The sequence below is a fragment of the Halorubrum ejinorense genome (genome assembly GCF_055389685.1).
In genome coordinates this window covers 1,589,129-1,614,315 of the sequence record NZ_AP043777.1, presented here as the reverse complement: position 1 = coordinate 1,614,315, position 25,187 = coordinate 1,589,129, and the positions used below count along the sequence as shown (strand labels likewise).

Below are 25,187 nucleotides of genomic sequence, written 5' to 3'. Positions count from 1 at the left end.
GATCACTCCTAATCTAAGCACCCCAGATCTTCCAACGCATACCGTTTGACCTCCCCCTGTATCTCACCCTCAACTAGAGGGTGAAGTAGATATATAAAAATACGCACACTACACTCACTAAGCCCCCCACTGGGGCGCTTGGCCAGTGCTGCCCGTCCCGCAGCAAGCGGACAAAGGTCCCAGGGGGTAAACCCCCTCTCACCTCTATAACAACACACACTTTCGGACGATATCGGGGGGTACAACAACACCGCCAAACCCAATTTATACGCTTAGATTGCTTGGCGGTGTCTCTAATACTCTTAGAAACAGCGCCATGATTTTGGCGTGTTTTCGAGAGATCCCGAAAATAGCCGTTTTACTTTAAGAAAAATGAAAAGCTCCGTTAGAATCGGGGGACTATCGAGAGTTGAGTCGAACGATACAGCCCTAATAATATGTTAGACACTCACATATAATAATGGACATGATCGCTACTTACTTTTGACTTTAAGAAAAGTGAAAAGCTCTGTTAAAATCGCATACCGTGTTCAGATATTGGATTTAAGAAAAATGAAAAGCTCCGTTAGAATCGCACATCGTGTTCGTCTTGTATCTCTCTCCAATAACATATGTAATAATATATTTCACCCACCCTAACAGATGTGTCGTCCTCTTGACTATATCTTCAGATATTGACTTTAAGAAAAGTGAAAAGCTCCATTAGAATCGCATACCGTGTTCAGATATTGACTTTAAGAAAAATGAAAGGGTGAGTTAGAACCGCTATATGATTTCTATTTAAGAAATGTGCAAAGGTTAGTTAGTATTTCGCACTAAAAATTGACATTCCAATTTGGTTTTCAACTAACTATTCTCCTATCTACTGTTGAATTACATCTCACAGAGCAATGCATGTATTCTTACAATTGCTGGTAGCTGCTGATGAGTTTGCCTCGAATGGGACGTGTGTAGAATGACGGTACAAACCATAGATTACCGTCCGGTGCGTTCAGAATGAGGTCCACCTTCCTACCGAACACGTCACCAGCAATGTGGTGAAGTCGTACGACTCAAACTCTCAGAATCCCGACCTGATGCACAAGCTATACACGTCATAATAGTCTACTCAGCGGTATCGTATGACAGCACTTCGGAAGCATCTATCGAGTCTCACGGATCCCGACGCTGATGCGGCTGCGCAGACGCGTGATACGCTTCTTTCCGAGGTCGATATTCCGACGGGATGGGACGTCAGTGAGACAGACGTCGAAATAGCACAAGACGGGACGCAAGACTGGTTCCTGGTGGCGTTCGAACATCAGTCGGATCCGGACACGAGAGCGTCCGTCTTTCTCCTCGAAGGGTCTCACATGCTCCAACTCTACATCGAATCCGCAGATACTGATGAGTGGACTGACCCCACACAGACTCCCGAAGAGATCACAGCAATCCTCCGTCATCACGCATAGAGCTGTTTATTTGTCGGACAGCGAAAGAGCTCAACCTTGTTGGGCAGTTCGTTAATCACGATAGACGACAATAGTGCTGTGTGAGATCAATTACAAAAACGATACTCGTTGGTGGTGGTGTGGTACTTGCCGGCTGGGTTGGATGGGGACTCTACTCGACTAAGAAGGCAGAGTCAGTCCCGTACGAACAGCTACGAAGCATTAACGGCGCAGACATTCGGCGTTATCCGCAGACAGTTCTTGTTGAAACGGCAGCGCCGACGCAACGGATTGCGTTTCAACGCCTCTTCGAGTACATCTCCGGAGCCAACCACGGGGATGAGTCGATCTCGATGACGGCCCCTGTCGAAACCCAATCTGGGGACTCAATTGCGATGACGGCTCCTGTTCGATCAGAGGCAACCGAGACCGACGCTGAGACGATTCGGATGGCGTTCTATCTGCCATCCGAGTACACGCCTGAAACGGCACCGGAACCGACGGACCCAGCTGTTACACTCGTCACTGAACCACAGAAGACGGTCGCTGTGGACCAGTTTTCGTGGTATGCGCCGGAGTGGCGGGTCGAACGGCGGACGGAGAAGCTGCTTGCTACGCTTGAAGATGAAGCTATCGAGCCGGACGGCGATCCCTATCTTCTCCGGTATAATGACCCGTGGACACCACCATTCATGCGACGAAATGAAGTGGCGGTAGAAGTCGTCGAGGGGGAGTGACGGTGGGTGACGTGAGAACGCTCCTCTGAACTGTACATCGAGGCGTGGGAGAAAGAGTGCGCACAGAGATGGATTACTGTGCCACCTCGTCAATGGCCCTGACGAGTTCCTCGGGACGTTGTGATCCAACGAGCACTACCCGCCCGGTTGTTCGTTCGATCCGAATTCCCCGGTCACCACTAACGTTGTATGCGAGCTTCCCGGGAGTCCATCGGATCCCCCAGCCACCGAACTCCTGAAGAGGGCTGTACTGTGTGGATTCGTATCGTTCAACCTCTGACCACGGAATTCGACGGACTGATCGGTGAAGAGGCCACATTTTGAGATAGATCCCGTCGGCTCTCACTTCGGTCTCAAGACGAAGGCTGTAGAGAAGCATAGCGACTGCGCCGACAACGACGAGCCCTCCCCACGAGATGGGCCCGAATGCGATCATGAGCAGAGAGACACCTCCGAGAAGTACCCAGATCCACGGCTGACGAAACCGTTGTACTTCACGAAAATGTGGCTCTCCCTCCATGAGTGAGTTGGTCAAAATCGTCGCTACTCGCTATTAGATTCTCCGGACACCGGATTAGGACCTGTGTGGTAACGGCAACACCAGAAACGAGAGAGACGGTCAATCGAGCACCGCGCCGACGTGAGGAGTCCATTCTGCTGGCACCGACTCTTAAGCTACGTCAGATTGAAGAGCGGCGTATGCTACGGCAGTTCCTCGGTGTACTCGGCGTTCTCACGACGCTCGCCCCGGACCGGATCGTGGACGTATTCGAGACGGTTGCGGTCGAGAACCCTGAGGAAATCACTGTCCATTCGTGGTTTGGTCCCCTGATTCGGGCGGAAGGAGTCGTTATCACACTCGCCGCGCTCCGTGGCGGCCGCCTCTACGCGTGGCTGATGAATGTCACCGGAATCTTTGGTGCCGTCTTGCTTTTCATCCCGCGACTGTACGAGCACATCGCGGGGCCGCTCGTGTACGAAGACCCTGAGTCAGTGAAGTGGAACGAACACCTCACCGACGGTGTCCGCGTGATCGGCGCTGTGTATGTGCTCCTCGCGCTCTTGGACCGTCGGCGTCGAAACAGGACATGACCGACGATCTCTCTGACCGCACGATCCTTCTCACAGGCGGAACGAGCGGATTCGGACGGGTGGCAGCGGTTGACCTCGCAAACCGAGGTGCGACCGTCGTAGTCGTCGGCCGCGACGAGTCGAAGGGGGCAACTCTCGTAGAACGGTCCACAGACTTTGCCGGAACAATCGCGTTCCATCAGGCCGATCTCGCGTCTCAATCCACCGTTCGGTCCCTCGCAGCAACCGTGAAACGCGAGTACGACCGGATCGACGTCCTCGCTCACAACGCCGGACTCTCGGCCGGGTCGCGGCGTGAGAGTCCGGATGGAATCGAACTCACGCTCGCGGTGAACCACTTGGCCCCCTACCTCCTGACATACGAATTGCTCGACCATCTCCGCGACGCACCCGATCCCCGTGTTGTCATTACCGCCTCAGACATCCATCGGCGAGCGACACTCGATTTCGACGACCTCCAACTGACGGACGAGTACGACTCACTCGACGCGTACGCCCGCTCGAAGCTGGCGAACATTGCGTTCACGGTCGAACTTGATGCTCGGCTCCCGGACGACGCCGCAGTCACAGTCAACTGTGTTCATCCGGGGTTCATTCCGTCGACGGACCTGTTCCGCGAGGTGTCGCTCCGAACGCGGGTGCTGGTTCGGATCGCCGGGCTGATTCCGGGTGTCGCCACCTCAAAACAGGCGGCCGCCGAACGCCTCCAAATGCTTCTCGTGGACCCTCGGTATGGTTCTGTAAGTGGCCAATACGTTGGCAGCGATGGTCCCGAAGACCCCGCCCCCGAGGCAACGAACCAAGCGGTTCGACGACGACTCTGGCGAATAAGTGCCGAACTGGTCGGCATTACACTCGACTGGCCGGCGTCGACTATGGACTAGCAACTGGTAGCATGCTCACTCCCTGCCTCTGACGTATCTGTACTTCTCAGAGGAGCCTTGCTCGCGGGACTGCCTAGGCGCACGCAGAGTTGTTCTCTCAGGGACAACTAATGAGATTCAGCTTCATCCGTCTCAGCCCGTCCGTGTCGTCTATCGATCTCATCGAGCATGTCGAGTGTTTTGCGGATCGATGCTCGAACCGCGTCGCTTCGATTGACGAATTTTCCCTCGTCACCGACGTGTTCGTCAAGGTCATCAAGCAGTTCCTGGGGAATCTCGACGCTGACCTTCGGCATACACTCGTATTCGCAGAGGAATATCTTCATAGTGTCGCACAGCACACCAGACTAGCCAACTGATTCCGATACAACCGATCTACTGTGAACGACAGGGTATATTTGAACTGACGGAGTACGAGATCAGCCAATAGATCTGCGTACTCGGTCGATTCTTGTGGTATGGTCTTCAGAGAGAATTCAAGCGAAGAGTGGAACACACATTTTTAATCGCTACTACACACGATACTCAGGTACACCTTATGCCCGAAAGTGAAACTGAGGACCTCGATTACTATCCTTCAGGGTGGAGCGAGGAGATTCACGATAAATACTACATCGAGTGGATTCTCAAGGACGATCAGACAATTTTCGTCCGCCTTGACGGGACGATGGGCGACGGGCAGTATTCCGTAACTCCAATCACCGGAGTGAACGCAGATGGTGAGGAATTCGTCACAAAACCAATGTCCGGGCTGTCACGAACCGACGCGTTCGACGTCGCAGCGACACTCATCTATGCCATGAACGGGGTTGCGGGGCGGCTCAACGGCGAGGACGAATTTACAGGCGATACCGACGAATCCTAACCTCGACAGATCGAATTACTCTCTCCCACGTCGTTTGGACAGACATGTCACGAAAACTCCGGTCGCTCAGCATACGTGATTGGGTCGTGTGACCCGGTATGGCGGAACGCCTCAACTCGGAACGCATACGCATCACCCGTACGTATGCCTACAGCGGCCTCATGAACTTTGAGCAGAAGCGACGATGGTCACCGGTAGGTTTCGACGCTGACACCGGGAATAGTGGCAAAGTGGCTGTCGCCAGCAAGGACAGACTCGTCGCGCTTTGAACTGATCTACTCGCCTTTACGATCTTTTTCCTTGTCGTATCGGTAGCGCTCCAAGGATCTCACGAGTATTGATCGGGACGGTTTCGAGGTGTCACCGGGAGTTATGATTCATCGTTCGCGTATTGGTAGGTGGGACGGACACCCTTGAGAAGTTCCTCGACGATTTCCCAGAGGATCAGAGAGGGAGTTTCGTGTTCGAATGTGATCCCCCATCGGTCCTCAGTTGTGGCGGTTGAGTACTGAAAATGCGCCTGCCCGAGATCGGGATGGTCCTCGTCTTGGTGCCAGCCGGCGTGAAAGCCCGTGTTCGAGTCAGTATAGTTGATGCGGAACCAATCGTCTGGGTCCTGTCGATACCACTTGACAGTCAGTTCCGGCGACTCAGGGCCTGTCGGGGGATCAAGACGAGTCGGATCAAACATCGCTCGCAGCTGCGTGGCCTCGATATCATCCGGAACGAACTCGACCGTCGAAATCTGTGGTACACGATCGAAGACATCCCGTTTTAGCTGAGCATAGAGGTTCGCGTTCGGATCACCACCGGGATGCGGGACAGACATCCGTTAGCTGTTGGCCTCGGCAGGCTCTGTCGTCGGGGCGAGGAAGTCCCATTCGCGGATAGCGAAGCCGACGATCCGGATACGTCGCTGAAGGTGCTCCCACTCACGGGCGATCTCGCGGCGACGGTCTTCCTCGTCAGCGTCAAGAGACTCGTCAGCGAGCGTTCCGCGAAGCTGGTTCGGTGACTTAACGCCGAATTCGTCCTCCCAGTCACGGATCTGCGTCTTCATCTCGGCAAGACGGTCCGTGAGCTCCTCGACAGTATGTCCGCTATCTCGAAGCCGCATCGCCTCCTGCATCGCTTGGCGGCGATAATCAGGGTAGTACGTCGTGTGAGTACCGCTTTCATCACGATGGAGAATACCATCGTCGACGAGGCGTTCAAGCACGCGTTTGGTTGGCTCGTGTGACCAGTCCGCTTCGGAAGCGACCCAGTTGGCCGTCCGCGGCTCCGACAGCTGTCTGGCGGTCATCCGCACACGATCTTCACCCGTCGTTTGGCGTTCCATCAGACCCTTCGGATTCGATTCGTCTCCGGTCATACCACACCGTTCGGACTGTATCTTAATATAGGTTGAGACTATTTGTTCTATATCGAACCAGCTCGTGGGATGCGAGAATTCCACGACGACGACATCCCGACGCTGCCACTGAGTAGGAACTTTGAGGGCGATAAGCGGAGAGTGGAGAGTTATGAGTCCGACCGTCCAAGAACTTCAAAACGCGATTCGAGCGGCGACGGGCCGCTTCGAACGGGAAATCAAGGCGTCGTTCACGAAGGAGGAGCTACAAGCTATTTGTGAGGCACTCGGAGTCGATGGCAACGAGGCGGGGCAATCTTCAACACCGCAGATGCGCCGACTCATCCGGGCGCACATCGGCATCGCAGAGTCGCCCGAGGCGGCCGACGACTCCACCTTCCGGAAGGCCGATCTCCAAGCGATCGCTAACGGAGTCGGGGCATCGTTCGAGTCGTAGTCATCAATCGCCCAATCAAGCTGGCTACTGTAGTTCCCGACTCGACTCCTCGAATGAGGTTGCCTTTTTTGGCCGACTCGCGCCCTGTATCTTGTACCGTTATCAGAACATCTTCCTAAATTGGTAGAAATATCAACGGCCAATTCGCACTCATCAGCGACTAGCAGTTCGGACAATGGTCTGTCTGAAGAATACTGAGGTATCCCAAACGCGGCAGTCTATCCTGAAATCTGAAAGCGCTCTATCTCATCTGATCCACAGTTGGGACACTCATCTGCGCCCGACGCAAGATTCTCACCGCACTGGCGGCACTCCACGACTACCTCTGTCCCGTCACCAGGCAGTAGCCGAGTAAGTACTGTGCGGACACTCATGGGTTCCAACGTTTTGGTGGCTGTGAGTTAATGCTACTGGTGATCTGTGTTCTCCGGAAATTCTGTGCGTTCGACCCGCAAAGCCGCCAAAGGCTTAGGTTCTCTCCCGAGTGAAATTCATTTGGAAGGAATACTGTCACACGCTCCTTCCCCCCTTTCCATGAACGCTGACGAATCCTCCCTCGGTCGGTGCCCGGAATGTGGTGCGGAGATCTCGGAAGCGTGGATTCTTGTTGAGTACGAGAAAAACGACGGCACCGAGGGCGTGTGGACCGAGTGTCCGACGTGTGAGGACGTTGTATCCCCGGAGTAGTCGCAGACAGCAGAATAAAGTGCTCTTCATCGCGTCTACAGTGTACGGTATTCAAATGAAGATTTCAGAGGAACTTCAGTGTCTGTTCTCGGGGAAGGTCGAAGAGCGCGATGGGTCATATGTGGTTGAGGTACCGGAGCAAGAACTCCTCCTTGGTGAGCTACAGGCGGACGAGGCGTACCGTGTGGCTGTTCTGCCGGCACCCGCAAGCAACGAGGCGACCAACACTGACGCTACCCCAGAGCCGGAGCAAGCAACACAAACGCCACCTGTCGAGGAGGGCGAACAACGTACTGTCGAAATCGAAGACATTGGTGACCAAGGCGATGGTATCACCCGTGTTGAGCGCGGGTTCGTCGTTATTGTTCCCGACACGAAACAGACCGAGCGTGTTACTATCGAGATTACCGATGTACGCGAGAATGTCGCCTTCGCAGAAGTTGTCGAGCGCGTCAGTTACTACGAGTAGTCTGAAGCGGCTTTGTTGAAACCCTATTCTTCTGATGAATTCTCGCCTGAAACAGCCGATCGGTGAGAGTTGCTTACACCGCAGTCAGTTGGTCTCGTTTTGTGTAGACAATGAGGGCGATGTAACCACCAAAAACTGTGTGTGCGGCATACAGCGTATTTCTCTCAATCATGCCGGAATACCGTGTGACTGCTAAGACAAAGAATACGCCATATAGGAGACAAGGGAGCGTAATGTATACTGTAATAGCCTTCTTCGGGGTCATGTTGCTTCGTTTTCAACAACAGTATTAAAACCGTCAGATACGGGTGATTTCCACTTCGTCTGTACTGACCACATCCGGTCAGAATATATCATTTCCTGTGTATTTCAGCAGAGTCGCCACAGATGGTCATGTCGTGTTGTATCTGAAGGAGAAGGTTCAACAGGGACAAATAAACAGCTGCCGAAGGAATGTGTAGATAGATGGGAACGAGTAGTCAGACGGGGGGTAGCGAAACAATACCCGGAATGCTCAGAGAGTCCCGCGATTTCGTGTTGGCGTGTATTCTGAACTCTGCACTCATTCTTGGAGTGGTCGTATTTGAGTGGAGTCTTCTTGAAATCGCTGTCATCTATCTCATCGAGATAGCGATCATCAACCTCCTGTTCTTTTCTGTCGCGTTGTTCACGCCACAGTCCGTGGATGATCTCGATGGGGATTCTTGGGATGAAGAACCCACTTCAATTCAGCCGATTGGTCTAATACCGCCGGTATACCGACGGAATATCAACTACGTTTTGCGAAAGGCGGTTATCCCAGCTTTCATTCTTACAGTAATCATGACTCCTTTCCTTTCCGGTTATGATTTGGATTCAGGACTTCCCCTTTTGGATTCAGGACTTCCCCTCTCAGTTAGGTTCACAATTGCTGGCATTGTTTTCTTTCAGCTATCGCGCGTCTGGCGCTATTTTATCGTCAACCGGTCATATCAAGATAAATCGCCGGCAGACGCGATGGCCTTCGCGTTTGCTCCCGTCTTTGAGTTGTTTCTGATGTTGGTCTTTGTGGTTGTTCCCGTCAGCTTTGTGATTATCGGGACGGGTACCGATCTAGATTCACGGGCCGTGTGGTTGCTCTATTTAGTTCCGATGGGGGCGATCAGGGCGTGGATAGGAAGTTTAGACCCTCAGACAGACGATTTTAGTGTCAAATAGGATTAACACATGTATAAATCTCTGAGGATTTCAACAGAGCCACACAAGAGAATAGAATTCGCTCAACAGGCAGACAAGATATGAATGAAGATTTATTTGTTCGTGTAGTCGGCGGTATTGGGACGATAGCGATTCTACTCGTTGCGGTTACAGTAGGTGCTTTGTTGGGGAATAATCCCGATGAGATGTTTGCTTGGTCAATGATCAGTACAGTCACACTCTCAATAGGTGCGGTTATAATCATTTATCGTTTCGAAGACAAAATAGATTCAATGTAATGAGCGATCGAGAGCATGTACTGGGCGATTTGTGTATCACCCGTACTGACCGCGACTGGGACAAAAAAATCACTTTCTGAGGATTTCAACAGAGCCGACTGTTGGGAAGACAATCATAGCAAACCGAACTTACTACTGTGTCTCAAACCATCGGAAACCCATGCCCTCTCGACGGTGGTCGCTTCCCATTCAGATGACCGTTACAATTGTTGGTATGGTGGCTGTCACGATCGCGTTTCTCTGTGGGATTTGGGCTGTCCTCTACGGTGTTCTGTCATTTCTTGACGTCTCTACAGCATCTTCGTTCGCGGGAGGACTCACGGCGTTGATCGTGGTGACGATCGGCTACCTCGAATACAAACAGGTCGACACGATCGAACGGCTCGCTGACGCCGACCGCATCGACGAGGAGGCCGAGCCCGAGCTGTACGAGTTGGTGACCCGCGTCGCAGCACAACTCGACGTCCCCGTTCCGACGATCGCCCTTTCGGATCGACAGACTCCTGAAGCATTGGCTGTCGGATTCCGTCCGGAAAACGTCCATCTCGTCCTCTCCCGCGGGACGCTCGACACGATCGACGGACGTGCCGAACTTGAAGCGGTCGTCGCTCACGAACTCGCGCACGTGAAAAATCGGGATGCGATGGTGATGACGGCCGTGTCACTCCCCGTGATCCTCGCTCGCGGACTCGGGACGCGACTTGCGGACATCGAAAATCCGGGTGGAGCTGCGATCCTCATCGTTCCACTTGGGTTCGTCTCGACGCTCATCTGGGGAACGGGGAAAGCGATGACTGCCCGACTCTCCCGAGCGCGAGAACAAGCCGCAGATCGAGCCGCCGTTGCGGTGACTGGCTCACCTGCGGTGCTTGCGACTGCGCTCACGAAACTCGACCGGAGCATTTCAGATACGCCGAATCGGGACTTACGCGAGGTGTCGGGGATTTCATCGCTCTCGATCCTCTCGCTCGAACCGGAAGAGTTGGAGAAAGTGATGCTCGGTCCGGACGGGAACAGAGAGCCGTCGTACTGGTGGCTTCGAAAACGCCTGTATCGGTTCGAACGCTGGCTGTTCCGGACGCATCCGCCGACAGATGACCGAATCGAACAGCTCGCAGAATACGAGCGACAACAGGACCGACGTTCACCGTCTTAGCGACAGCAGTGACCGTCTGATCCTGGTTTAATGTGGATTTCACAGTCAGCCCACGTCAAGCCGGTTAAACATTATCGCTTTGTTGAAATCCTTGGTCACTGATAATTCGTCGAGGCCGTGCTACATACAGAGCGCGAATTTAGCACTCTAGGATTACTGAATGCAAAATTAGTATTTATGGCTCTGTTGAAATCCTCAGCATCTGATAGTTTTTCACCCCAATCGCTCAGTACAGGGGACTCACAGACCAGAGTCCGTCTATACCTCTCCCACTTCTGTTAGGAACACCTTGCGAGATATAGAGCGCGTATCGCACACAGAATATCTGTCGATTCAATCAGATCGGTTTCGGACGGCTGTCTTTATTGGTGCCGTCTGTGTACTAATTCTTGTATGCCTGAAGAAGTCCTGTTCAAATCAGAGAGCGACCAGAGTCGAGAAGAGATTGCATCGTACCTTCGAAAAGTCGCGGATAATCTCGACAGCGGAGATGGTATCACCCTGAAAGCAGGCTCCGAGTCTGTAACGCTGAATCCCCCTGCCCGACCCACCTTTGAAGTCAAAGCTGAACGCGAAGGCCCGGCTGGCAACATGACTGAACGAAGTGTCGAGTTCGAACTCGAATGGGACGAGAACGGCGGTCAAAAGGGTAGCGGAAGTGGTCAGTTAGAAATCGAGTAGTTAGTCCCGACGCACGCCGAGCAATTGATTCAGGAGGACTTACCTGAAACAAACAAAGCCGGTGTGCTGAACCCGCCTTCTACATTTCGCACACCAGTACTGACAGAGACTAGGCAGATGTTGGGGGGGCCTGCTGCATGTACAGCGCATATTTCGGACAGAATTAGCTCTACCTATACTCAGGAGGGATCGGTCAACACAGATGTCATACCAAACGCATCGGTGCCCTCTATTTTCAGCAGTCGAACGTGTGGTTCTTCATACCATTAACAATCCATAGCTGAAAAATAGAGGTGACGGTCACAAACGCGTCCGTTCGGCGTGCCACAGAGGCAACTCATATAGTGGGGGCCAGACTGCAAATGAGTATGAATACCGACCGATCCGCTACGGACACCGCGGACGGAGACTCTGAGGTCGAGATCGATGGGATCGATCCCTCCGATCCTGAACCCGACGTTCCGGAGGGAAATGCAATTGAGGACCGGCTGGGGCGGCTGTTCCGTAGCGGGCGGACGAACGCGGTGGTCGCGTGGGCGATGGTGACTGTCCTGGTGGGAGTGTTCGTCGAGAGCCTGCTCGAATTCGACATCCTCCCGATGGCTCTCGTCACCGGAATGATCGCCGTCGTGGTCGTGCCGGCGGTCGCGGCGCGGAATCCGCGGGTAATGCCTCCGTGGGAGGTGCTCGGTCTCGCGCTGTTACCGGTGCTGGTGCGTGCCCTCCTCGGGGGAGAACTCGGGACGTTTGCGACGTACCTTGCGATCGCCGCGTTCGCGCTGATCATCACCGTCGAACTCCAAATGTTCACCACGCTGCGCGTGACACACTGGTTCGCGGTCGTGTTCGTCATGATGACGACGCTGGCGACGGCGGCTGTGTGGGCGGTGCTCCGGTGGAACGCCGATCGGCTGCTCGGTACCAACTTCCTGACGACCAACGAGGCGCTGATGATCGAGTGGATCTATGTGACGCTCGCCGGGCTCACCGCCGGGATTCTCTTCGACGCATACTTCCGGCGACGCGGAGCGCGGCTCCGCCGCACGATAGGGTGGGTGGTGCGCCGATGAGCGTTCGGGGTGTCCTCCGCGCTCGCCCGTCGTTGCGGACACAGCGGCGGCTCACGAGGGTGATGCAGGTTCTCTTGGTCGCTATCGTCGGATACGGCGTGGCGTTCGGCCAGCCGAAGGCGATCACCAACGGCGGGCTCGGCTTGTTCGTCACGTTCATTCCGGCGCTGCTTGAGCGCAATTACAATATTCCACTCGACCCGTGGCTCGGCGTGTGGATCACGTCGGCGGTGTTCCTCCACACGCTGGGATCGGCGTGGTTCTACGCGCAGGTCCCGTGGTGGGACCACCTCACGCACGCGCTGTCGGCGTCGCTAATCGCCGGCGCAGGGTACACGACACTGCGAGCGATCGACCTCCACAGCGACCAAGTCCGGATCCCAGCGCGCTTCGCGTTCGTGTTCATCTTCGTGGTCGTGCTCGCGTTCGGCGTCGTCTGGGAGCTGTTCGAGTTCGGTCTCGACATCGTCGCCGACGAGACGGGGATCTCCATGCCGCTCGCCCAGCACGGACTCGATGACACGGTGCTCGACCTGATGTACAACTCCGTCGGGGCGCTGATCGTGGCGACGTTCGGACAGGCACACCTCACCGGAGTCGCAGAGCGGATCCGAGCAGGGCTGTATGGGACGTTAGACAAGGAGTCTTAAAATTCTAACAGAGTCTACACAGGCGGGGCAAGCCGAGTGCCTCAGGGTTTAACGCCGAGGCAGTTCATTCTAACCGCGGTCGAGAAAAGTCTGATTGCGCTCGAAGGGTGGGAGGATTTCTGCCGGTTATCCTCCGACCGAGCGCTTTTGAGCCGGCGCTTAATCAGTGGGTGAGACACGCGCAGTCGGTTTCATGCTGGCAAATTGGGAGTACCGCCAAATCATGGTGAATAGAGAGCACATATATTCGACCAAGATCCGTTTCAGAATGAAAGACTCACTCGACACGTGGTAGTTGTTGCGGGTCACAAGGAAGAGCATAAATCGAGAGGAAGACAGTACGATGTGATGGCTCGTACCGAATCGTCTCGGATTGACCGAGACGCGGATATTGATGATGTACTGACCGAATTGGACGAACTCGAGGATATCGTTGATCGGGATGAGGAGTTACAACAGGTTCGTGAGACGATGCAGACTGCTCGACAGGTCCGTCGCCGAGGAATCATCGGTCGATTCCAATCCCAATTCGGCCCCCGCGATGCTGGCGAAGCGCTGGTGGGAAGTTTCGTGTTCGGGATGCCGATGATAGTTGAAGATGGCGCGCTTGAGATCGGTCGGTTCATCGCTAAACGTCCGCCGGTTCTTCTCCTCACGCTCCTGTTTGGAGGGACCCTTGTTTTCGGGATATTACATGCTGGTGAGTTCGAACAGGTCGTTGAGGACCGACTTTTCGGAGTTGTTCCATTGCGACCGGTGGCTATCATGTGTATCGCAGGTGGGTTGGCTATTGTGTTGATGACTGGTTGGGGCCGAGTTGCATGGAGCGAACCACTAATTGCGGGCGGACAGACGGTGTTGATTGGTGTCGTCATGAGTGTCGGGGCTTCCATCGGTGATATCCTCCCCGAAAACTAGGTGATTCAAGTAACGAGTTGTGGTCTCCATGAACTACCGACTGACAGAGATGGATGAGACTCAGCCCACACCCACTCTATGAGTATGGCCGTGCTGCATAGACCGTCTGTATCTCGCACGGCTATCGCAACTTGGCACTGAGATGGTAACATTCTCGGTAGTCAATACGCAGTTCTCATCGACCGGCTGTTTCAGGTGAGAATATATCTGAAGAATAGGATTTCAACAGAGCCACTGATCATTAACTGGCCGTTATCCGGGCCGTCGAGAAGTTGCTGTCAGTGACGCTCATAACTAGCCGAAATGTTACTAGTCGAGTCACTATGGCGCATCGCTACTTGCGGAGAAATAGTCTGTAATGGCGTCCTACAAGCGTGCTATCCGCGTTCTGTAACAGACAAATATAATGCGTAATTTCCCGTTTTCTCACCAGTCTCCCGGTCCTCAGTCTCCTTCAGGTTAATCTCAACCCGACGACTGTAGTCCTCCATATCGACAACCCAGCGGAATAGCCCTGCGATGGTTTCAATGAATTGGGGATCACCGGTAATTCGAATATTCGAGATATCTGTCGGGTATGTGCTCCCCTCAAAGTCGCTCGGCTTTTCCATCATCGCTCGCTTCATCTCGGCCCCCGACGGTCGATCTCGATTCTTCAGCCAATCCATCGCTTCCGATTTCGGTATACTTCCTGATTTTGTCGTTGGAAGCGACTCTAGTTTCGTTTTTGTGGACTCCCCACCGTCGGCAACACCAAGGTTCTCCTCAGCCTCATCTTCGAACGATTCTGACTTCCCACCCTGTATTTCGTACTCTGCGCCGCAATTTTCACACTGACCACTCCCATTCTGTGGGGTTATCATACTCCCACAGTCGTCACAAAAGTACATAGAACAGGTACATATTCCGAATCTGATAAAGTTGTCTGAGGAATACGAGACCACAAAAACACATGATGGGGAGACTCATGTTCCAACTAATCTCCCAGTTAGTATCAGAAGCGTTTGATGTCGTTGTAACGCTCATCCATGCTCTGAACGGAATTGCGAGATAATTCAACACAAAAAGGAACTTACCGGTGCCGTCAGCGACGAATCCTGAGCGCAGCAGGTCGGGTCAATACATCCTACTTCGTTTGAACAAGCGCATCACGAAAACTCCGGCCGCTCAGCATACGCAATCGGGTCACGTGACCCGGCATTCCGGAACGCCTCTGGGCGGAATACACACGCATCACACGTCCCACACGCCGGCTCCTCATCGCGGTAACAAGACCACGTCATTCGTACGATACACCGAGTTACGGTGAAACAGAATTAATTCAGTATACCACAGATATATATCGCTTCGAACCGACATCTGTACTAACGAGGCGACACGAATGGAGGTTACTGACATCCCTGAGGAAGCGTACGACGGTGCAGAATCGCCGCCGGACCTCACTGAATTTGAGTCACCTGAGACGCTTCTCAAAGACGGACCGATCCGCGAACGGCTCCTTGATGTCATCACCGGGCTTCGAACCCCCACAAAGGTTTCCGAGATCGCTGACCTCGCTGACTGCGGGACTGAGACTGCCCGAGACTATCTCGCATGGTTCAACGAGATGGGCATGGTCCATCGTCACGACGCGCGGCCCGTCCGGTACGAGCGCAACGACGCGTACTTTCAGTGGCGACGCATCGATCGTATCCGCGACGAATACTCCGAGCAGGAAATCGTTGACCTCCTTACAGACACACTTGACGAGATCGAAGCGTACAGAACACAGTTCGACGCAGACGATCCGAACGACGTCTCTCTCGTCGACGCCAGTCAAGACATAGCAACTGAAGACGCGTGGGAGGCGCTCTCTGAGTGGGAGACACTCGAACAGCGAGCAGCGCTCCTCGACGCGGCGCGACGTGACCACCTGGCCTCCGGTAGCACTCCCAGTCACATCGATGCCTGAGCAGCCGGGCGATCCACCCAGTACCGGCCCAATCGATGCTGCAGTTCTCGACCGGATTGCTGCTCACCTCCTCCGAAGCGCCCGATTCGAGAGTGTCCATACACGGCCTTCGTATGCGCCAAACGCTATCGTTGCTGACTACGACCTCGGGTACTTCCCTAGTGGGGTCACGCGCGCGTCGCTTCGGATTCGATGGTTTGAGACCGACGACTTCAGCATCCACTACGCCGAGCAGTATCAGACGAACAATTCGTGGGAGTGTCGATGGGATCGCCACCCCAACGATCACAACACCCGCGAGCATTTTCACCCGCCCCCGGATGCATCAACACCAGGCGACGATGCTGAGTATCCACCCGAGTGGCGAGACGTGCTCGCCTCCGTACTCTCTCGTCTTGACGAACGGATCGAGGCATTCTGGGACGAGTAAAATCGACTCGTGAGTTACGAAAACTCCGGCCGCTCAGCATACGCAATCGGATCGCGTGACCCAGCGTTCCGGAACGCCTCAAGCCGGAACGCACACGCATCACACGTCCCACACGCTGGCTCCTCGTCGCGGTAACACGACCACGTCATCTCGTACGGCACCCCGAGTTCCAAGCCACGCTCGGCGATCTCCGTTTTCGACCACTCGACGAACGGCGCTTTCAGCTCAATCTCTGTCTCCGGTTTTGTCCCGACATCAATGACGTTCTGAAACGCATCGAAAAAGGCCGGCCGACAGTCCGGATACCCGGAGAAGTCCTCGGAGTGCGCGCCGATAAACACGGCCGACGACTCTGTCGCCTCCGCATACGACGTCGCCATCGACAACAGATTCGCGTTCCGGAAGGGGACGTACGACGTCGGAATCTCGTCACTCTCCAAATCCGCGTCAGCCACGTCCATCTCCTCATCCGTCAGACTCGATGCCCCAATCTGCGAGAGATGCCCCGTTTCGATGTGTAGGAAGTCAGCCGCATCAACCTCCTCAGCAAGCGCCTGTGCGCACTCGTACTCTTTGTCTTCGGTGCGCTGCCCGTACGACGTGTGGAGGAAGTACGGCTCGTACCCTTGCTCCATCGCTTCGTAGACCGCAGTCGCACTATCCATCCCGCCGGACACCAGAATGACCGCGCTTTTGTTGCTCATGATTGCTCAGTTGCGTCGAATCGATTGTCGCTCTGTTCACCACACCGCACTCGCGGCACCACACGATCTCGACCAGGCTGTTTCTGGGCGACGCTCATGTCCCCGGCGCGTCGTTCCATAGGTCAACGTGCAGTCGCGGCGTGTACCGGTAGCCGTACTCCATCGCTAACTCGGCGACCTCGCTTCGCGTCCCGTCGAGTTGCTCGCGCGTCATCCCCTCGGGCATCAACAACACGTCATCATCGGCGACGGTCGCCACCGTCGCTTCTCGTACCCGCTCAACCAGGTCCGTGATCTCTGGGAGATCCGACTCGTCGGTCACGACAAACTTGAGTTGGGTCTCGTACGCATCGACCATCTGGGACAACGCATCCATGTCAATCCGGTTCTGTTCGTGTTTCTCTTCCCACTCGCCCTCCCCCTTCGGGTCACGCTCCGGTGTCGGCGTGCTGCTCGTCAGCTTTGGGCTGATACTCGCCAGGTCGATTGGCACGTCCCGGTAGATCGTCCCATTCGTCTCTACCGTCGCGTGATACCCCTCTTCGTCGAGCCGTTCGAGGAGTTCGACGGACTCCTCGTGGATGAGTGGCTCGCCGCCCGTGAGTACGACGTGGTTCGCCTGCTCGTGGGAGCGGACTTCCTCCAAGATCGAGTCGACGTCGCGCCACGCTCCGGTCGGCTCCCACGACGTATGGTACGAATCACAGAACCAACACCGAAGGTTACACCCAGAGGTCCGCACGAAGACAGAGGGCACGCCTGCGAGCGTTCCCTCGCCCTGCAACGAGTAGAACACCTCGTTGATCGGAAGCCCCTCACCAGCCGCCTCAGCGTCCGTTGTGGGCTCCTCGACGTCACTTGCGACCGGCATCAGTAGGTCGCACAGAGCTCGCCGGTTTCGCTCACCGACACCGACACGTCCGAGACGGTGTCTGGGAACGCCTCAAGCATCCGTTGTTCGAGGAGGACGCTCATCACCTCTGCCGTTGGTGGGTGATCGAGGACGACGAGGGCGTCGCCGTCGCCGGCCTGCTCGAACGCGTCAACGAGCGGGTCGCCTTCCTCAACGAGGAACCGGTGGTCCCACGCGTCGATGACGTCCGTGACGTCGCCTTTGTCATAAGTTCGGAAGGTAGATTTCGTACAAACGGATAGCGGCTAAAATTGCTGGTGAAGTCCGATCTCAGATCTCAGTCGGGAGAAAACTCACCGAGTCATCAAGTCACTACACGAATCTGATAAAAACACGGGAAATAACGGGTGTGACCGAAACACGCGTCGCTACCGAAACTCAGGAAAACCCAGGAAAATCACGACTCGTCAGTCAGGCGGGTCAACCCCATCTTCACGGAACATCAAGATCAACGCTGACGCCAGGAAATCAGCCATCGACAGCAGCGGGTCTAATCGGTCATCGAACGTTAACCGGCCGTAATCATCGAACGCTTCAGATGCGAGTCGTTTCAACGAGTGATCCGTCAGCCGCCACAAATTATACAGCAAGCAGCTGAACACGAACGAGAAATACCGCATCCGGTAGTCCTTCGACGCGATCGACGGTAGCAGCGGCAGAAGAACCTTGTATTCAATTTCTATATCCCACCTACTCGAATACCTGTTACACAAACCCATTGCATCTTCCGGCAACACGTCTTCCCGATTCGTCACGAACACCGTGTACTCCACGTCGTCTAGTTCAGTGTACACCCAGTCATCCTTCTCTGCAGGGACGTACATGAAATTCACATCATGACTGTACCCGCCTTCGCCAACCGTATCGTCACTTTCAGCCTTAACGTACCGCGTTTCATTCTCGTCCAAATAGAGTGGTTTACGTTGCACCCGACTGACCAACGTCGAGTCTGATTCTACATCATCCAAATTTTGCTCCAATGCTTCCGAATTCTTCTTTTTCGGCAGAAGGTAATTCACGTCGTAGTACTGGTCAAGCACGTGTGTGACCTCACGGTTCTCGAACGCCCGGTCTGCCATCACGAGGTGAATATCCACGAGCTCAGTCGCCTGCTGCATAAGCCGATCAACCGTTTCAGCCCATGAGACCGACATGCCGTTGTCGAGTTCCCACTTTGAATTATGTCGAACCGGTTCAACAGCCAGGACTATCGGGTCGTTATGCCCGACGATCGTGAGCGTGGCGTACTCGTACCCGACCGGTTTGTCATTCCCGCCTTTGATCATCTCCGGGTAGTCATCCTTCGGAACACGAAGATTACCATTCTTGGTCCTTACTCTCGTGTCACCAGGTTCAACGTCTGCTTCACCCTTGTATGGGCTGACGCTAACGGGCACGCGAACCGTGTCGATTGCAGCAACTACCGGTTCACTGAACTCGTCCGCCTCTCGAATACGTCCAAGCATGTTCTCGACCGCATCCGAGAACTGTGGTTGAATCGTATCCGCGACTTTTCGCCATTCCGGCGTTGGTCGGCGTCTCCCATTGAAATCATCGAACGTGTACTGGTACGAAGCAGGTGTTCCGAGTTTCTTCACCGCACGGACGTGCGTATCGTTGTGGAGCGCTCTCGTGCGGAATTTGTTGAACGTACGGAACGCTGACCGTGTTCCCGCGCGGTCAGAGAGACTCATCAGGATCTGGTGTTCCCACACGGTCCGGTCTTCGTGCACGACGTTATGTGCTCTGCCAGTATCGAACGCGGGGCACACGTCGTTCAGCGCGGCTGAAATAATATCTGGGGCGTGTTCATCGACGTAATGGTGGAGAGGTGTTGACGTTTCCTCGATTTCGTCTGGTGACGGGGTTGGGTCTGGTGATCTCAGGTCTTTCTCGTAGTGACCTTGCTGTAGGGCTGCCTCTCGGATGTCTTTCGCAATGTTGTTGAGGAGTGTTTTGTATTGACTTGAAAATCGTCTTCGGATAGTGTATGAGAGGGTTTGCTGCGTTGGTGCTCGATTAAGTCCAAACTGTTGTTGGAGGTATTCCCAGTTTCTTACACGGGTTGTTACCTCCGTTTGGTCCATCCCGGTAACCCGTTTATACAGGTAGAGACGGACCATTGCTTCGAAGTTGAACGAGTCACTCATCGTGATATCGTACTCGTCTTGGAATTCGCTCATCGGCAAGTCGAGGTTCTTGATCACGCGAGACGTATTTTCGTGGATTTCATACAGCGAAGTCGCTTGAGCGACTACTCGTTCTCGAACGGTATTTTCGGGCTCGTCAGTCATTCAGCACCCCCGTCGAGCCGGTGAATCGTGGACGGGATTTGGAGTGGAAACCGAGGGGTGCTACCCAGGACTCAGTAGTTCCCCACCAGTAATAGCCGGTCAACTCAGTGTCTCCGTGGATTCCTCTCCACGGCGAGGTGAGCTGACATCGAGTAGTGGTGGTGAGGGACACGAGTTACTGGCGGGTGAGCGGTCGTGGGGGTTACCGGGGCCTCGATTCGAGTTTTGTATCCGGTGACTGGCTGATGGGTCCGTTCGGATTCATGGGTTGGATACGCGATGTAGTACAGTACGTACCATATTCGAGAGGGTGTCGTTTCCGAATCTGCACACAGAATAATACGTGATTTGGGGTTAAGAAACCCTATAGGCAGTATAATCAGTGTTTAAGAGATTTTCCAAATGTGCCGATCGCCGTGATCAGGTAGTATGTTTTGTACTTCTAGTACAGTTCGTACCGGAGTTTTATTTTGTAGTCCGACGCACACGTCAATACCGTGGATTTCAGCGATAGCGGGAATGGTGGAGGGCCAGCTCCACCTGACGAATTCAGTGATGAGGGACTCGATCAGATGATAGAGGTGCTCTCATCTGCCGGTGGGGCGTGGCTCATCGCACAATTGCATGACGAGCCGAAGCGTTTCCAAACACTCCGGCAAGACTTTCCAAAAAGCCCGTCCACGATCGATGAACGCCTCGAAGAGGGGAGGCAGGCAGGACTCGTGGACGAGCAACCAAAGTACGTTCAGAAAAAGAAGTACCACCGACTCACTGAGAAAGGAGAAGTAATCGGTGACGAGATTGAACGGACTGACCTATTGCGGATTCAAGAGGAGATCTGGCGTCTTGAGCAAGAACTCGACGAGGAACTTGACGCGTTCCGAGAATCCCTGGTAGAGAAGCAAGACGAACTCAACGAGGCATTCATTGACCGTGTCCGCGTATCTCAATCTAAGGGTAATGACGAATACGACCAATAGATGTCGGATCTCCGGCGGACCTCTGTAGAAATTGGAGACTCTGTCCGAATGCTATCCTTCAGACATATCATCGTCTGAAACAACTGGTCGTTAAAGAGTGCTTACCTATCGACAATACACTACTGAAGTGATCAAAAGCTACTGAACTTGTGTTGCCTACTCATCCTAACGTTCATGAACAGAAGATTTACTATCACTAGTTTGTAAAATGAAGCATGGTTGAATGGTCCAAACCAAATACGTCCCTCATACACCGTGTCACCGGTTGGAGCATAATTGTACTGAGTGTAGTATACTCAATGGTCATCATAGGGCAAGTGCTGATATCTATTGTACCAATTAGTCTGGTTGTTTTAGTGTATGTTTTGTGGGGGTTCCTGTAGGTTCAGATTCGCTAGTAACGTTTTGTGTCTGTTATACTGAAAACCTGTACTGACCACAACCGGATCAGAATCTATCACTTGCTGAGGTTTTAACAGAGCCGAATAATGAACAAACATTTATGGAATTCTAAAGTTGAATAATTGATATGATAGATCAAAAACGTCGTGAAATCCTTGGGGTTGCTGCTGTTGCTCTCACTTCCGGCTGTATTTCAAATGACGAACCGCAGGTGGAAATTCAGGAGATAGAGGTGGTAAATTTGCGGGATGAGAGTGTTGATGTAACAATAGTAGCAGAACGGGATGATGAAATTGTATATGAAGATACATTTGAATTTGACGCAATACAAGGTGGTTCAACCGATGGTGTAAACTTAAAAGAAAGTTGGATGGGTGGTGAGGGAGACCTAGTAGTTACTGTATCTGCTGATTCAATTGACGAACGCAGTCTATCTACAGTAAGTTTGTCACAAGATTACGAGGACACTGAGTGTCTATCTGTATTGTCTACGATCGATACTAACGGCGTGAAAATGTACTATTCCCGAGGGGAATGTTGACGATTCGGCTCTATTAAAATCCTATTCTTCAGGTGTTTCTCGTCTGAAACAACTGGTCGCTGAAGAGTGCGTACTGAGTAATATTTCAGTTTTTAAACCAACCAAACAGCCCGAGTGAAATAGCGAATAATCCCCATAGAACTGTGCGGAAATTGGGTTGTGCCAAAGCGATACCAAGAATACCTACTCCGGCAATAACGGAGAGAATCCCGGTGAGTTTTCGATACTGCTGTAGCGACATAGATGTGAGGAGTCTATTGTATTATTTAGAGCGTTTCGTCATAATTACTTGGCTTGTACTGAGCGGTTCGTGAGTCCACTGTAATGACCGGAACAAGGTTAGAGTGGATCATCTGCTGATGATTTCAACTGAACACTGGCATGGGGTTAGACGGCGCACTGCTACCGTTCACTTGGCTCTCCCAGCTCAGTACCGACAACTTGTTGCTCTGCTCTCGGAACAAAAAGCTCGGATAACTCGCCATTCGAAGCACAGTCTTCACAAAGTGGTGGTGATGAATTCTCACCGGCGTCAACCTGATCATGCGGGAACGTACCCCGGCACGTGCTGCATTCCCAGTCGTACACGCCGTGTTCGGTAGCTAACTCTGGGTACTCATCCGCAAGTGCTGGCGTGAGTTTCGCGTCCGGGTACGCATCGAAGTACTCGACCAGTTGTTGTTTCCGGTACGAAGTCACGGCAGGTAATAGCCCAGTGAACCCTTCATCCTGATATTTCCCGTCATGCTCTCCACAACGCCGTTTGAACGGGCACGTCCCGCACTCCCACTCGAACACCGGCTCTGCTGGTGGTAACTCTCCGTTCTCACGGAACTGGGTTTGCTGCGCCATCCACTCCACGACGCTCTCCCGCCAGAACCGGTCATCGAACGGGACATGGAAAGCCTGCACGTCGAGCATATCCCGACTCCCGTACACCAGCAACCCGTCCTGAATCGACCGGTCATACTCTGAATCCAACGCGTGCATGTACGCGTGTAGCTGCGCCTTATGATGTGGTTTCGGCCCGTCAAGATACTCTAACGACGACGTCGTCTTGATCTCCGTTACGAGTATGGGGTGGCCGTTACTGTCCACGATCGCCGGGTCTGTCACGCCTTTCACCCGGACTTCATCACCGCTCCTGGTCGGTACCTGCGTGTCAATCCACAGCGAATTCCGCACGTACGTCGAATCTGTCGTCACCGTGTCCTGCAGGAACGGCACGATGATCTCCTCTTCGAACTCGTTCCCAATCCAAAACAGGCCTTGCGGCGAGTCACCCTCTTGTGGCGTGTTCTGTCCGTAGTACCGGACTTTCCGATGGCACTGCAGTAACTTACTCGGGGAGTGCTTCTCAGTAGCGGGAATTGGTGACGCGCCGTTGAAATACGGGCGGCCCTCCAAGATGTTCTCCGTGAACAATCGCTCGTCGTACCAGTCGTTGAATGAGTCGTTCGTAACGGCGTCCACGAGGCGTTTTAGCCGGGTGTTCTGTGGGAGGCGGTCAATAGTCGATGACAATCGGATATCGCGTGACGCGTCTGTCTGGCCGTTCTCGCTCATTGCAAGAATAGAGACGCCCTGAAGGACAATAGGGAAGGGCGTGGTGTTTCCGAAACACGGTCTACACCGGATTATGACCGTGTTCGGTACGTGCGAGCTTTCGTGTTCCCGTCAGCCACGATTAGGTTATAATGCTCTAACTTCGCCAGGTAGTTCCGAACGGTTCGCTCGGTTTTGGGGTCGTCAACACGATGTTCATACTGTTCGTACAGTGTTGGTGGTTTGATCTCCTCGCTCTCGCTGATGATCGTGTAGAGCACTCGCTGGTCCGGTTTAAGACGACTAATGGTGTTCCGCTCAATTTCCAATTTCGCTTCCGAAACCACCTCTGAAATCACATCGGAACGAATCTGATTGTCTCCGTTCTTCTTGGCATTACGAGCAGCTTTCCGCAGAATTCCGATAGCTACTCGCGCATCACCGACAGAGTGTTCAGCGATGTGCCCGAGCTCCACGGACTCGATTACATCCGGTTGGAGACCCCATCGCGCCCGGTCACGGAGAATAGCGACCAACTCTTTGTGTCCGTACTGGCCGAAGTGGATACGGTTCGAGTTTTGAAGACGGCTTTGTAGACGAGTTCCGAGAGGGTCAAATAGGTCTTCTTCGCGGTTCGCAATGAGGATCAACGTGAGTTTCGGAATGCGATGAAGGTCGTATAGGAGTTCCTTGTCTTGAAGTTGATCCACTTCATCGAGAATCACGACGTACGGCGGGCCATCGTAGTCACGAAGACGGTCAAGGAGGAGGTCACGCGGTGTAGATTGCCGGTGGATGTCGTACGTCTGGCCGATCCCGTCGAGTAACTGGTACAGAGTTTTGAATCGCGTGTAGTCCTCCCAGCAGTTCACGTACTGCGTGTTCAACTCCACGACGCTCCCACGGAGTTGTTCGACGATGTATTGGGAGATACAGGTTTTCCCAGCTCCGGACGGGCCGTATAGTAACGTTGGCTCTGTCGGCTCTCTGTCTGTGACAGGTTCAAGAATGCTCGACAGATAGTTCACCTCCGCATCTCGATGCTGTACCTCTCTCGGAATGAACTCCTGTTGGAGCACCCGGGCGTCTGTTATCATGATGGTACGTCGACACGGTCTGATGAGAACATAAATGGAAGGGTGCCGTTTCCAAATATTCCAAAAATGGCTGAAACACCGGCTCTGCTGAAATAATATTCTTCAGACAGATTCTCGCCTGAAACAGCTGGTCACTGAAAGGTGCTTACTGTGAAGTAGAGTAGACCTCGGCCCATAGATACACAATCCCAAGTACCGAGAAGAATATACCCAAACCGGTAGGTATCCATTCGCTTTGTACGGCAAAGAGAGACGCCTGAACCAGCCCCATCCCGACCATTGCTATCCCGATAATTGTCCTGAGTAGTCTGCGTTCCATACTTAGTAATCATTCAGAATACTGATAGTTCTTTTGTCTGTACTGACCGATTCGTGAGTTTCCTGTACTGAGCGATCTGGGATTCCTCG

30 protein-coding genes and 2 pseudogenes are annotated in these 25,187 nt (G+C 53.6%); 18 read left to right on the top strand and 14 right to left on the bottom strand.

The genetic code is table 11. The features are described 5' to 3' along the window. The first annotated feature begins 1,121 nt into the window (after positions 1 to 1,121). Together ACZ5KW_RS09270 and ACZ5KW_RS09265 are read left to right on the top strand one after the other, a co-directional pair. On the top strand, positions 1,122 to 1,451 hold the full coding sequence (locus tag ACZ5KW_RS09270; protein WP_343777539.1) for a hypothetical protein: 330 nt from the start codon (positions 1,122 to 1,124) through the stop codon (positions 1,449 to 1,451). 80 nt (positions 1,452 to 1,531) lie between these two features. Further along, entirely contained in the window at positions 1,532 to 2,167 is a 636-nt protein-coding gene (locus ACZ5KW_RS09265) for an SOUL family heme-binding protein (RefSeq protein ID WP_343777541.1), read from the top strand. A 73-nt stretch (positions 2,168 to 2,240) separates the two neighbouring features. Here the strand turns inward: ACZ5KW_RS09265 and ACZ5KW_RS09260 are convergent, their stop codons facing one another. After that, positions 2,241 to 2,603, bottom strand: coding sequence for a DUF6141 family protein (locus ACZ5KW_RS09260; protein WP_343777543.1), 363 nt, complete (start codon positions 2,601 to 2,603; stop codon positions 2,241 to 2,243). 263 nt (positions 2,604 to 2,866) lie between these two features. On the opposite strand from ACZ5KW_RS09260, the gene ACZ5KW_RS09255 reads away from it, so the two are divergent. Next, entirely contained in the window at positions 2,867 to 3,259 is a 393-nt protein-coding gene (locus tag ACZ5KW_RS09255) for a hypothetical protein (protein ID WP_343777545.1), read from the top strand. Then, entirely contained in the window at positions 3,256 to 4,143 is an 888-nt protein-coding gene (locus ACZ5KW_RS09250) for an SDR family NAD(P)-dependent oxidoreductase (RefSeq protein WP_343777547.1), read from the top strand. The genes ACZ5KW_RS09255 and ACZ5KW_RS09250 overlap by 4 nt, the downstream gene beginning before the upstream one ends. Before the next feature lie 107 nt (positions 4,144 to 4,250). Here ACZ5KW_RS09250 and ACZ5KW_RS09245 read toward each other — a convergent pair whose 3' ends face one another. Further along, complete coding sequence (locus ACZ5KW_RS09245) at positions 4,251 to 4,439, bottom strand: ribbon-helix-helix domain-containing protein (RefSeq protein WP_094557920.1); 189 nt, start codon at positions 4,437 to 4,439, stop codon at positions 4,251 to 4,253. A 242-nt stretch (positions 4,440 to 4,681) separates the two neighbouring features. Between ACZ5KW_RS09245 and ACZ5KW_RS09240 the strand changes: the two genes are divergently transcribed. Next, positions 4,682 to 5,008 carry a hypothetical protein gene (locus ACZ5KW_RS09240; protein WP_343777548.1) on the top strand — a complete coding sequence of 109 codons (327 nt, stop codon included), beginning with the start codon at positions 4,682 to 4,684 and terminating at the stop codon, positions 5,006 to 5,008. 370 nt (positions 5,009 to 5,378) lie between these two features. On the opposite strand, the gene ACZ5KW_RS09235 is transcribed toward ACZ5KW_RS09240, so the two are convergent. Beyond that, a complete protein-coding gene (locus ACZ5KW_RS09235) occupies positions 5,379 to 5,837 on the bottom strand; it encodes a hypothetical protein (protein ID WP_343777550.1) in 459 nt (152 codons plus the stop codon). Between the two features lie 3 nt (positions 5,838 to 5,840). Continuing rightward, positions 5,841 to 6,380: a DUF7342 family protein gene (locus tag ACZ5KW_RS09230; protein ID WP_343777551.1), complete on the bottom strand. Its 540-nt coding sequence runs from the start codon at positions 6,378 to 6,380 to the stop codon at positions 5,841 to 5,843. A gap of 151 nt (positions 6,381 to 6,531) precedes the next feature. Here ACZ5KW_RS09230 and ACZ5KW_RS09225 point away from each other — a divergent pair, with 151 nt between their 5' ends. From ACZ5KW_RS09225 to ACZ5KW_RS09185, 9 genes are all read left to right on the top strand, one after another. Continuing rightward, complete coding sequence (locus ACZ5KW_RS09225) at positions 6,532 to 6,816, top strand: hypothetical protein (protein WP_343777552.1); 285 nt, start codon at positions 6,532 to 6,534, stop codon at positions 6,814 to 6,816. Positions 6,817 to 7,350: 534 nt separating this feature from the next. Further along, complete coding sequence (locus ACZ5KW_RS09220; protein WP_343777553.1) at positions 7,351 to 7,503, top strand: DUF7837 family putative zinc-binding protein; 153 nt, start codon at positions 7,351 to 7,353, stop codon at positions 7,501 to 7,503. Between the two features lie 55 nt (positions 7,504 to 7,558). Further along, on the top strand, positions 7,559 to 7,972 hold the full coding sequence (locus ACZ5KW_RS09215; RefSeq protein ID WP_343777554.1) for a TRAM domain-containing protein: 414 nt from the start codon (positions 7,559 to 7,561) through the stop codon (positions 7,970 to 7,972). Between the two features lie 465 nt (positions 7,973 to 8,437). After that, positions 8,438 to 9,169, top strand: coding sequence for a hypothetical protein (locus tag ACZ5KW_RS09210; protein ID WP_343777555.1), 732 nt, complete (start codon positions 8,438 to 8,440; stop codon positions 9,167 to 9,169). Positions 9,170 to 9,607: 438 nt separating this feature from the next. Beyond that, the gene (locus ACZ5KW_RS09205; RefSeq protein ID WP_343777556.1) at positions 9,608 to 10,603 is read left to right on the top strand and encodes a M48 family metalloprotease; all 996 of its coding nucleotides are present in this window, start codon (positions 9,608 to 9,610) and stop codon (positions 10,601 to 10,603) included. A 393-nt stretch (positions 10,604 to 10,996) separates the two neighbouring features. Next, on the top strand, positions 10,997 to 11,284 hold the full coding sequence (locus ACZ5KW_RS09200; protein ID WP_343777557.1) for an amphi-Trp domain-containing protein: 288 nt from the start codon (positions 10,997 to 10,999) through the stop codon (positions 11,282 to 11,284). 368 nt (positions 11,285 to 11,652) lie between these two features. Beyond that, positions 11,653 to 12,354, top strand: a complete 702-nt coding sequence (locus tag ACZ5KW_RS09195) for a hypothetical protein (RefSeq protein ID WP_343777558.1) — start codon at positions 11,653 to 11,655, stop codon at positions 12,352 to 12,354. After that, positions 12,351 to 13,004 carry a DUF2238 domain-containing protein gene (locus ACZ5KW_RS09190; protein ID WP_343777559.1) on the top strand — a complete coding sequence of 218 codons (654 nt, stop codon included), beginning with the start codon at positions 12,351 to 12,353 and terminating at the stop codon, positions 13,002 to 13,004. The genes ACZ5KW_RS09195 and ACZ5KW_RS09190 overlap by 4 nt, the downstream gene beginning before the upstream one ends. 348 nt (positions 13,005 to 13,352) lie before the next feature. Continuing rightward, positions 13,353 to 13,922: a hypothetical protein gene (locus ACZ5KW_RS09185; RefSeq protein WP_343777560.1), complete on the top strand. Its 570-nt coding sequence runs from the start codon at positions 13,353 to 13,355 to the stop codon at positions 13,920 to 13,922. 377 nt (positions 13,923 to 14,299) lie between these two features. Here ACZ5KW_RS09185 and ACZ5KW_RS09180 read toward each other — a convergent pair whose 3' ends face one another. Next, positions 14,300 to 14,785 (bottom strand): hypothetical protein, encoded by a 486-nt coding sequence (locus ACZ5KW_RS09180; RefSeq protein WP_464388565.1) that lies wholly within the window; start codon positions 14,783 to 14,785, stop codon positions 14,300 to 14,302. Positions 14,786 to 15,070: 285 nt separating this feature from the next. Then, positions 15,071 to 15,202: pseudogene (locus ACZ5KW_RS09175) on the bottom strand (7-cyano-7-deazaguanine synthase); the annotation flags it as partial. A gap of 101 nt (positions 15,203 to 15,303) precedes the next feature. Between ACZ5KW_RS09175 and ACZ5KW_RS09170 the strand changes: the two are divergent. Together ACZ5KW_RS09170 and ACZ5KW_RS09165 are read left to right on the top strand one after the other, a co-directional pair. Next, complete coding sequence (locus ACZ5KW_RS09170; RefSeq protein WP_343777563.1) at positions 15,304 to 15,873, top strand: DUF7342 family protein; 570 nt, start codon at positions 15,304 to 15,306, stop codon at positions 15,871 to 15,873. Next, positions 15,866 to 16,303 (top strand): toxin-antitoxin system TumE family protein, encoded by a 438-nt coding sequence (locus ACZ5KW_RS09165; RefSeq protein WP_343777565.1) that lies wholly within the window; start codon positions 15,866 to 15,868, stop codon positions 16,301 to 16,303. Before ACZ5KW_RS09170 ends, ACZ5KW_RS09165 begins: the two co-directional genes overlap by 8 nt. A 14-nt stretch (positions 16,304 to 16,317) precedes the next feature. On the opposite strand, the gene queC is transcribed toward ACZ5KW_RS09165, so the two are convergent. The 4 genes and pseudogenes from queC to ACZ5KW_RS09145 all read right to left on the bottom strand — a co-directional run bounded on the left by queC (position 16,318) and on the right by ACZ5KW_RS09145 (position 20,214). After that, positions 16,318 to 17,007 (bottom strand): 7-cyano-7-deazaguanine synthase QueC, encoded by a 690-nt coding sequence (gene queC, locus ACZ5KW_RS09160; RefSeq protein ID WP_343777566.1) that lies wholly within the window; start codon positions 17,005 to 17,007, stop codon positions 16,318 to 16,320. A gap of 94 nt (positions 17,008 to 17,101) precedes the next feature. Then, positions 17,102 to 17,878: a 7-carboxy-7-deazaguanine synthase QueE gene (locus ACZ5KW_RS09155; RefSeq protein ID WP_343777568.1), complete on the bottom strand. Its 777-nt coding sequence runs from the start codon at positions 17,876 to 17,878 to the stop codon at positions 17,102 to 17,104. After that, positions 17,878 to 18,126, bottom strand: a pseudogene (locus tag ACZ5KW_RS09150) (6-carboxytetrahydropterin synthase); the annotation flags it as partial. The pseudogene ACZ5KW_RS09150 and the gene ACZ5KW_RS09155, both read right to left, overlap by 1 nt. 201 nt (positions 18,127 to 18,327) lie before the next feature. Further along, positions 18,328 to 20,214, bottom strand: a complete 1,887-nt coding sequence (locus ACZ5KW_RS09145) for a hypothetical protein (protein WP_343777570.1) — start codon at positions 20,212 to 20,214, stop codon at positions 18,328 to 18,330. A 497-nt stretch (positions 20,215 to 20,711) separates the two neighbouring features. On the opposite strand from ACZ5KW_RS09145, the gene ACZ5KW_RS09140 reads away from it, so the two are divergent. Both ACZ5KW_RS09140 and ACZ5KW_RS09135 read left to right on the top strand, forming a co-directional pair. Then, positions 20,712 to 21,194 (top strand): hypothetical protein, encoded by a 483-nt coding sequence (locus tag ACZ5KW_RS09140; protein WP_343777572.1) that lies wholly within the window; start codon positions 20,712 to 20,714, stop codon positions 21,192 to 21,194. A gap of 529 nt (positions 21,195 to 21,723) precedes the next feature. Further along, the gene (locus ACZ5KW_RS09135) at positions 21,724 to 22,137 is read left to right on the top strand and encodes a hypothetical protein (RefSeq protein ID WP_343777574.1); all 414 of its coding nucleotides are present in this window, start codon (positions 21,724 to 21,726) and stop codon (positions 22,135 to 22,137) included. Positions 22,138 to 22,222: 85 nt separating this feature from the next. Here the strand turns inward: ACZ5KW_RS09135 and ACZ5KW_RS09130 are convergent, their stop codons facing one another. The 4 genes from ACZ5KW_RS09130 to ACZ5KW_RS09115 all read right to left on the bottom strand — a co-directional run bounded on the left by ACZ5KW_RS09130 (position 22,223) and on the right by ACZ5KW_RS09115 (position 25,098). After that, positions 22,223 to 22,378: a hypothetical protein gene (locus ACZ5KW_RS09130; protein ID WP_343777575.1), complete on the bottom strand. Its 156-nt coding sequence runs from the start codon at positions 22,376 to 22,378 to the stop codon at positions 22,223 to 22,225. A gap of 161 nt (positions 22,379 to 22,539) precedes the next feature. Next, the gene (locus ACZ5KW_RS09125) at positions 22,540 to 23,703 is read right to left on the bottom strand and encodes a CRISPR-associated protein Cas4 (RefSeq protein WP_343777577.1); all 1,164 of its coding nucleotides are present in this window, start codon (positions 23,701 to 23,703) and stop codon (positions 22,540 to 22,542) included. A gap of 71 nt (positions 23,704 to 23,774) precedes the next feature. Then, positions 23,775 to 24,779, bottom strand: a complete 1,005-nt coding sequence (locus ACZ5KW_RS09120; protein ID WP_343777578.1) for a Cdc6/Cdc18 family protein — start codon at positions 24,777 to 24,779, stop codon at positions 23,775 to 23,777. A 145-nt stretch (positions 24,780 to 24,924) separates the two neighbouring features. Further along, positions 24,925 to 25,098 carry a hypothetical protein gene (locus ACZ5KW_RS09115; protein WP_343777580.1) on the bottom strand — a complete coding sequence of 58 codons (174 nt, stop codon included), beginning with the start codon at positions 25,096 to 25,098 and terminating at the stop codon, positions 24,925 to 24,927. Positions 25,099 to 25,187: the final 89 nt, after the last annotated feature.

Coding starts and splice junctions, on each gene's coding strand:
- ACZ5KW_RS09270 (WP_343777539.1), top strand. CDS start 1,122: ATGACAGCACTTCGGAAGCATCTATCGAGTCTCACGGATCCCGACGCT.
- ACZ5KW_RS09260 (WP_343777543.1), bottom strand. CDS start 2,603: ATGATCGCATTCGGGCCCATCTCGTGGGGAGGGCTCGTCGTTGTCGGC.
- ACZ5KW_RS09255 (WP_343777545.1), top strand. CDS start 2,867: ATGCTACGGCAGTTCCTCGGTGTACTCGGCGTTCTCACGACGCTCGCC.
- ACZ5KW_RS09250 (WP_343777547.1), top strand. CDS start 3,256: ATGACCGACGATCTCTCTGACCGCACGATCCTTCTCACAGGCGGAACG.
- ACZ5KW_RS09245 (WP_094557920.1), bottom strand. CDS start 4,439: ATGCCGAAGGTCAGCGTCGAGATTCCCCAGGAACTGCTTGATGACCTT.
- ACZ5KW_RS09240 (WP_343777548.1), top strand. CDS start 4,682: ATGCCCGAAAGTGAAACTGAGGACCTCGATTACTATCCTTCAGGGTGG.
- ACZ5KW_RS09235 (WP_343777550.1), bottom strand. CDS start 5,837: ATGTCTGTCCCGCATCCCGGTGGTGATCCGAACGCGAACCTCTATGCT.
- ACZ5KW_RS09230 (WP_343777551.1), bottom strand. CDS start 6,380: ATGACCGGAGACGAATCGAATCCGAAGGGTCTGATGGAACGCCAAACG.
- ACZ5KW_RS09225 (WP_343777552.1), top strand. CDS start 6,532: ATGAGTCCGACCGTCCAAGAACTTCAAAACGCGATTCGAGCGGCGACG.
- ACZ5KW_RS09220 (WP_343777553.1), top strand. CDS start 7,351: ATGAACGCTGACGAATCCTCCCTCGGTCGGTGCCCGGAATGTGGTGCG.
- ACZ5KW_RS09215 (WP_343777554.1), top strand. CDS start 7,559: ATGAAGATTTCAGAGGAACTTCAGTGTCTGTTCTCGGGGAAGGTCGAA.
- ACZ5KW_RS09210 (WP_343777555.1), top strand. CDS start 8,438: ATGGGAACGAGTAGTCAGACGGGGGGTAGCGAAACAATACCCGGAATG.
- ACZ5KW_RS09205 (WP_343777556.1), top strand. CDS start 9,608: ATGCCCTCTCGACGGTGGTCGCTTCCCATTCAGATGACCGTTACAATT.
- ACZ5KW_RS09200 (WP_343777557.1), top strand. CDS start 10,997: ATGCCTGAAGAAGTCCTGTTCAAATCAGAGAGCGACCAGAGTCGAGAA.
- ACZ5KW_RS09195 (WP_343777558.1), top strand. CDS start 11,653: ATGAATACCGACCGATCCGCTACGGACACCGCGGACGGAGACTCTGAG.
- ACZ5KW_RS09190 (WP_343777559.1), top strand. CDS start 12,351: ATGAGCGTTCGGGGTGTCCTCCGCGCTCGCCCGTCGTTGCGGACACAG.
- ACZ5KW_RS09185 (WP_343777560.1), top strand. CDS start 13,353: ATGGCTCGTACCGAATCGTCTCGGATTGACCGAGACGCGGATATTGAT.
- ACZ5KW_RS09180 (WP_464388565.1), bottom strand. CDS start 14,785: ATGATAACCCCACAGAATGGGAGTGGTCAGTGTGAAAATTGCGGCGCA.
- ACZ5KW_RS09170 (WP_343777563.1), top strand. CDS start 15,304: ATGGAGGTTACTGACATCCCTGAGGAAGCGTACGACGGTGCAGAATCG.
- ACZ5KW_RS09165 (WP_343777565.1), top strand. CDS start 15,866: ATGCCTGAGCAGCCGGGCGATCCACCCAGTACCGGCCCAATCGATGCT.
- queC (WP_343777566.1), bottom strand. CDS start 17,007: ATGAGCAACAAAAGCGCGGTCATTCTGGTGTCCGGCGGGATGGATAGT.
- ACZ5KW_RS09155 (WP_343777568.1), bottom strand. CDS start 17,878: ATGCCGGTCGCAAGTGACGTCGAGGAGCCCACAACGGACGCTGAGGCG.
- ACZ5KW_RS09145 (WP_343777570.1), bottom strand. CDS start 20,214: ATGACTGACGAGCCCGAAAATACCGTTCGAGAACGAGTAGTCGCTCAA.
- ACZ5KW_RS09135 (WP_343777574.1), top strand. CDS start 21,724: ATGATAGATCAAAAACGTCGTGAAATCCTTGGGGTTGCTGCTGTTGCT.
- ACZ5KW_RS09130 (WP_343777575.1), bottom strand. CDS start 22,378: ATGTCGCTACAGCAGTATCGAAAACTCACCGGGATTCTCTCCGTTATT.
- ACZ5KW_RS09125 (WP_343777577.1), bottom strand. CDS start 23,703: ATGAGCGAGAACGGCCAGACAGACGCGTCACGCGATATCCGATTGTCA.
- ACZ5KW_RS09120 (WP_343777578.1), bottom strand. CDS start 24,779: ATGATAACAGACGCCCGGGTGCTCCAACAGGAGTTCATTCCGAGAGAG.
- ACZ5KW_RS09115 (WP_343777580.1), bottom strand. CDS start 25,098: ATGGAACGCAGACTACTCAGGACAATTATCGGGATAGCAATGGTCGGG.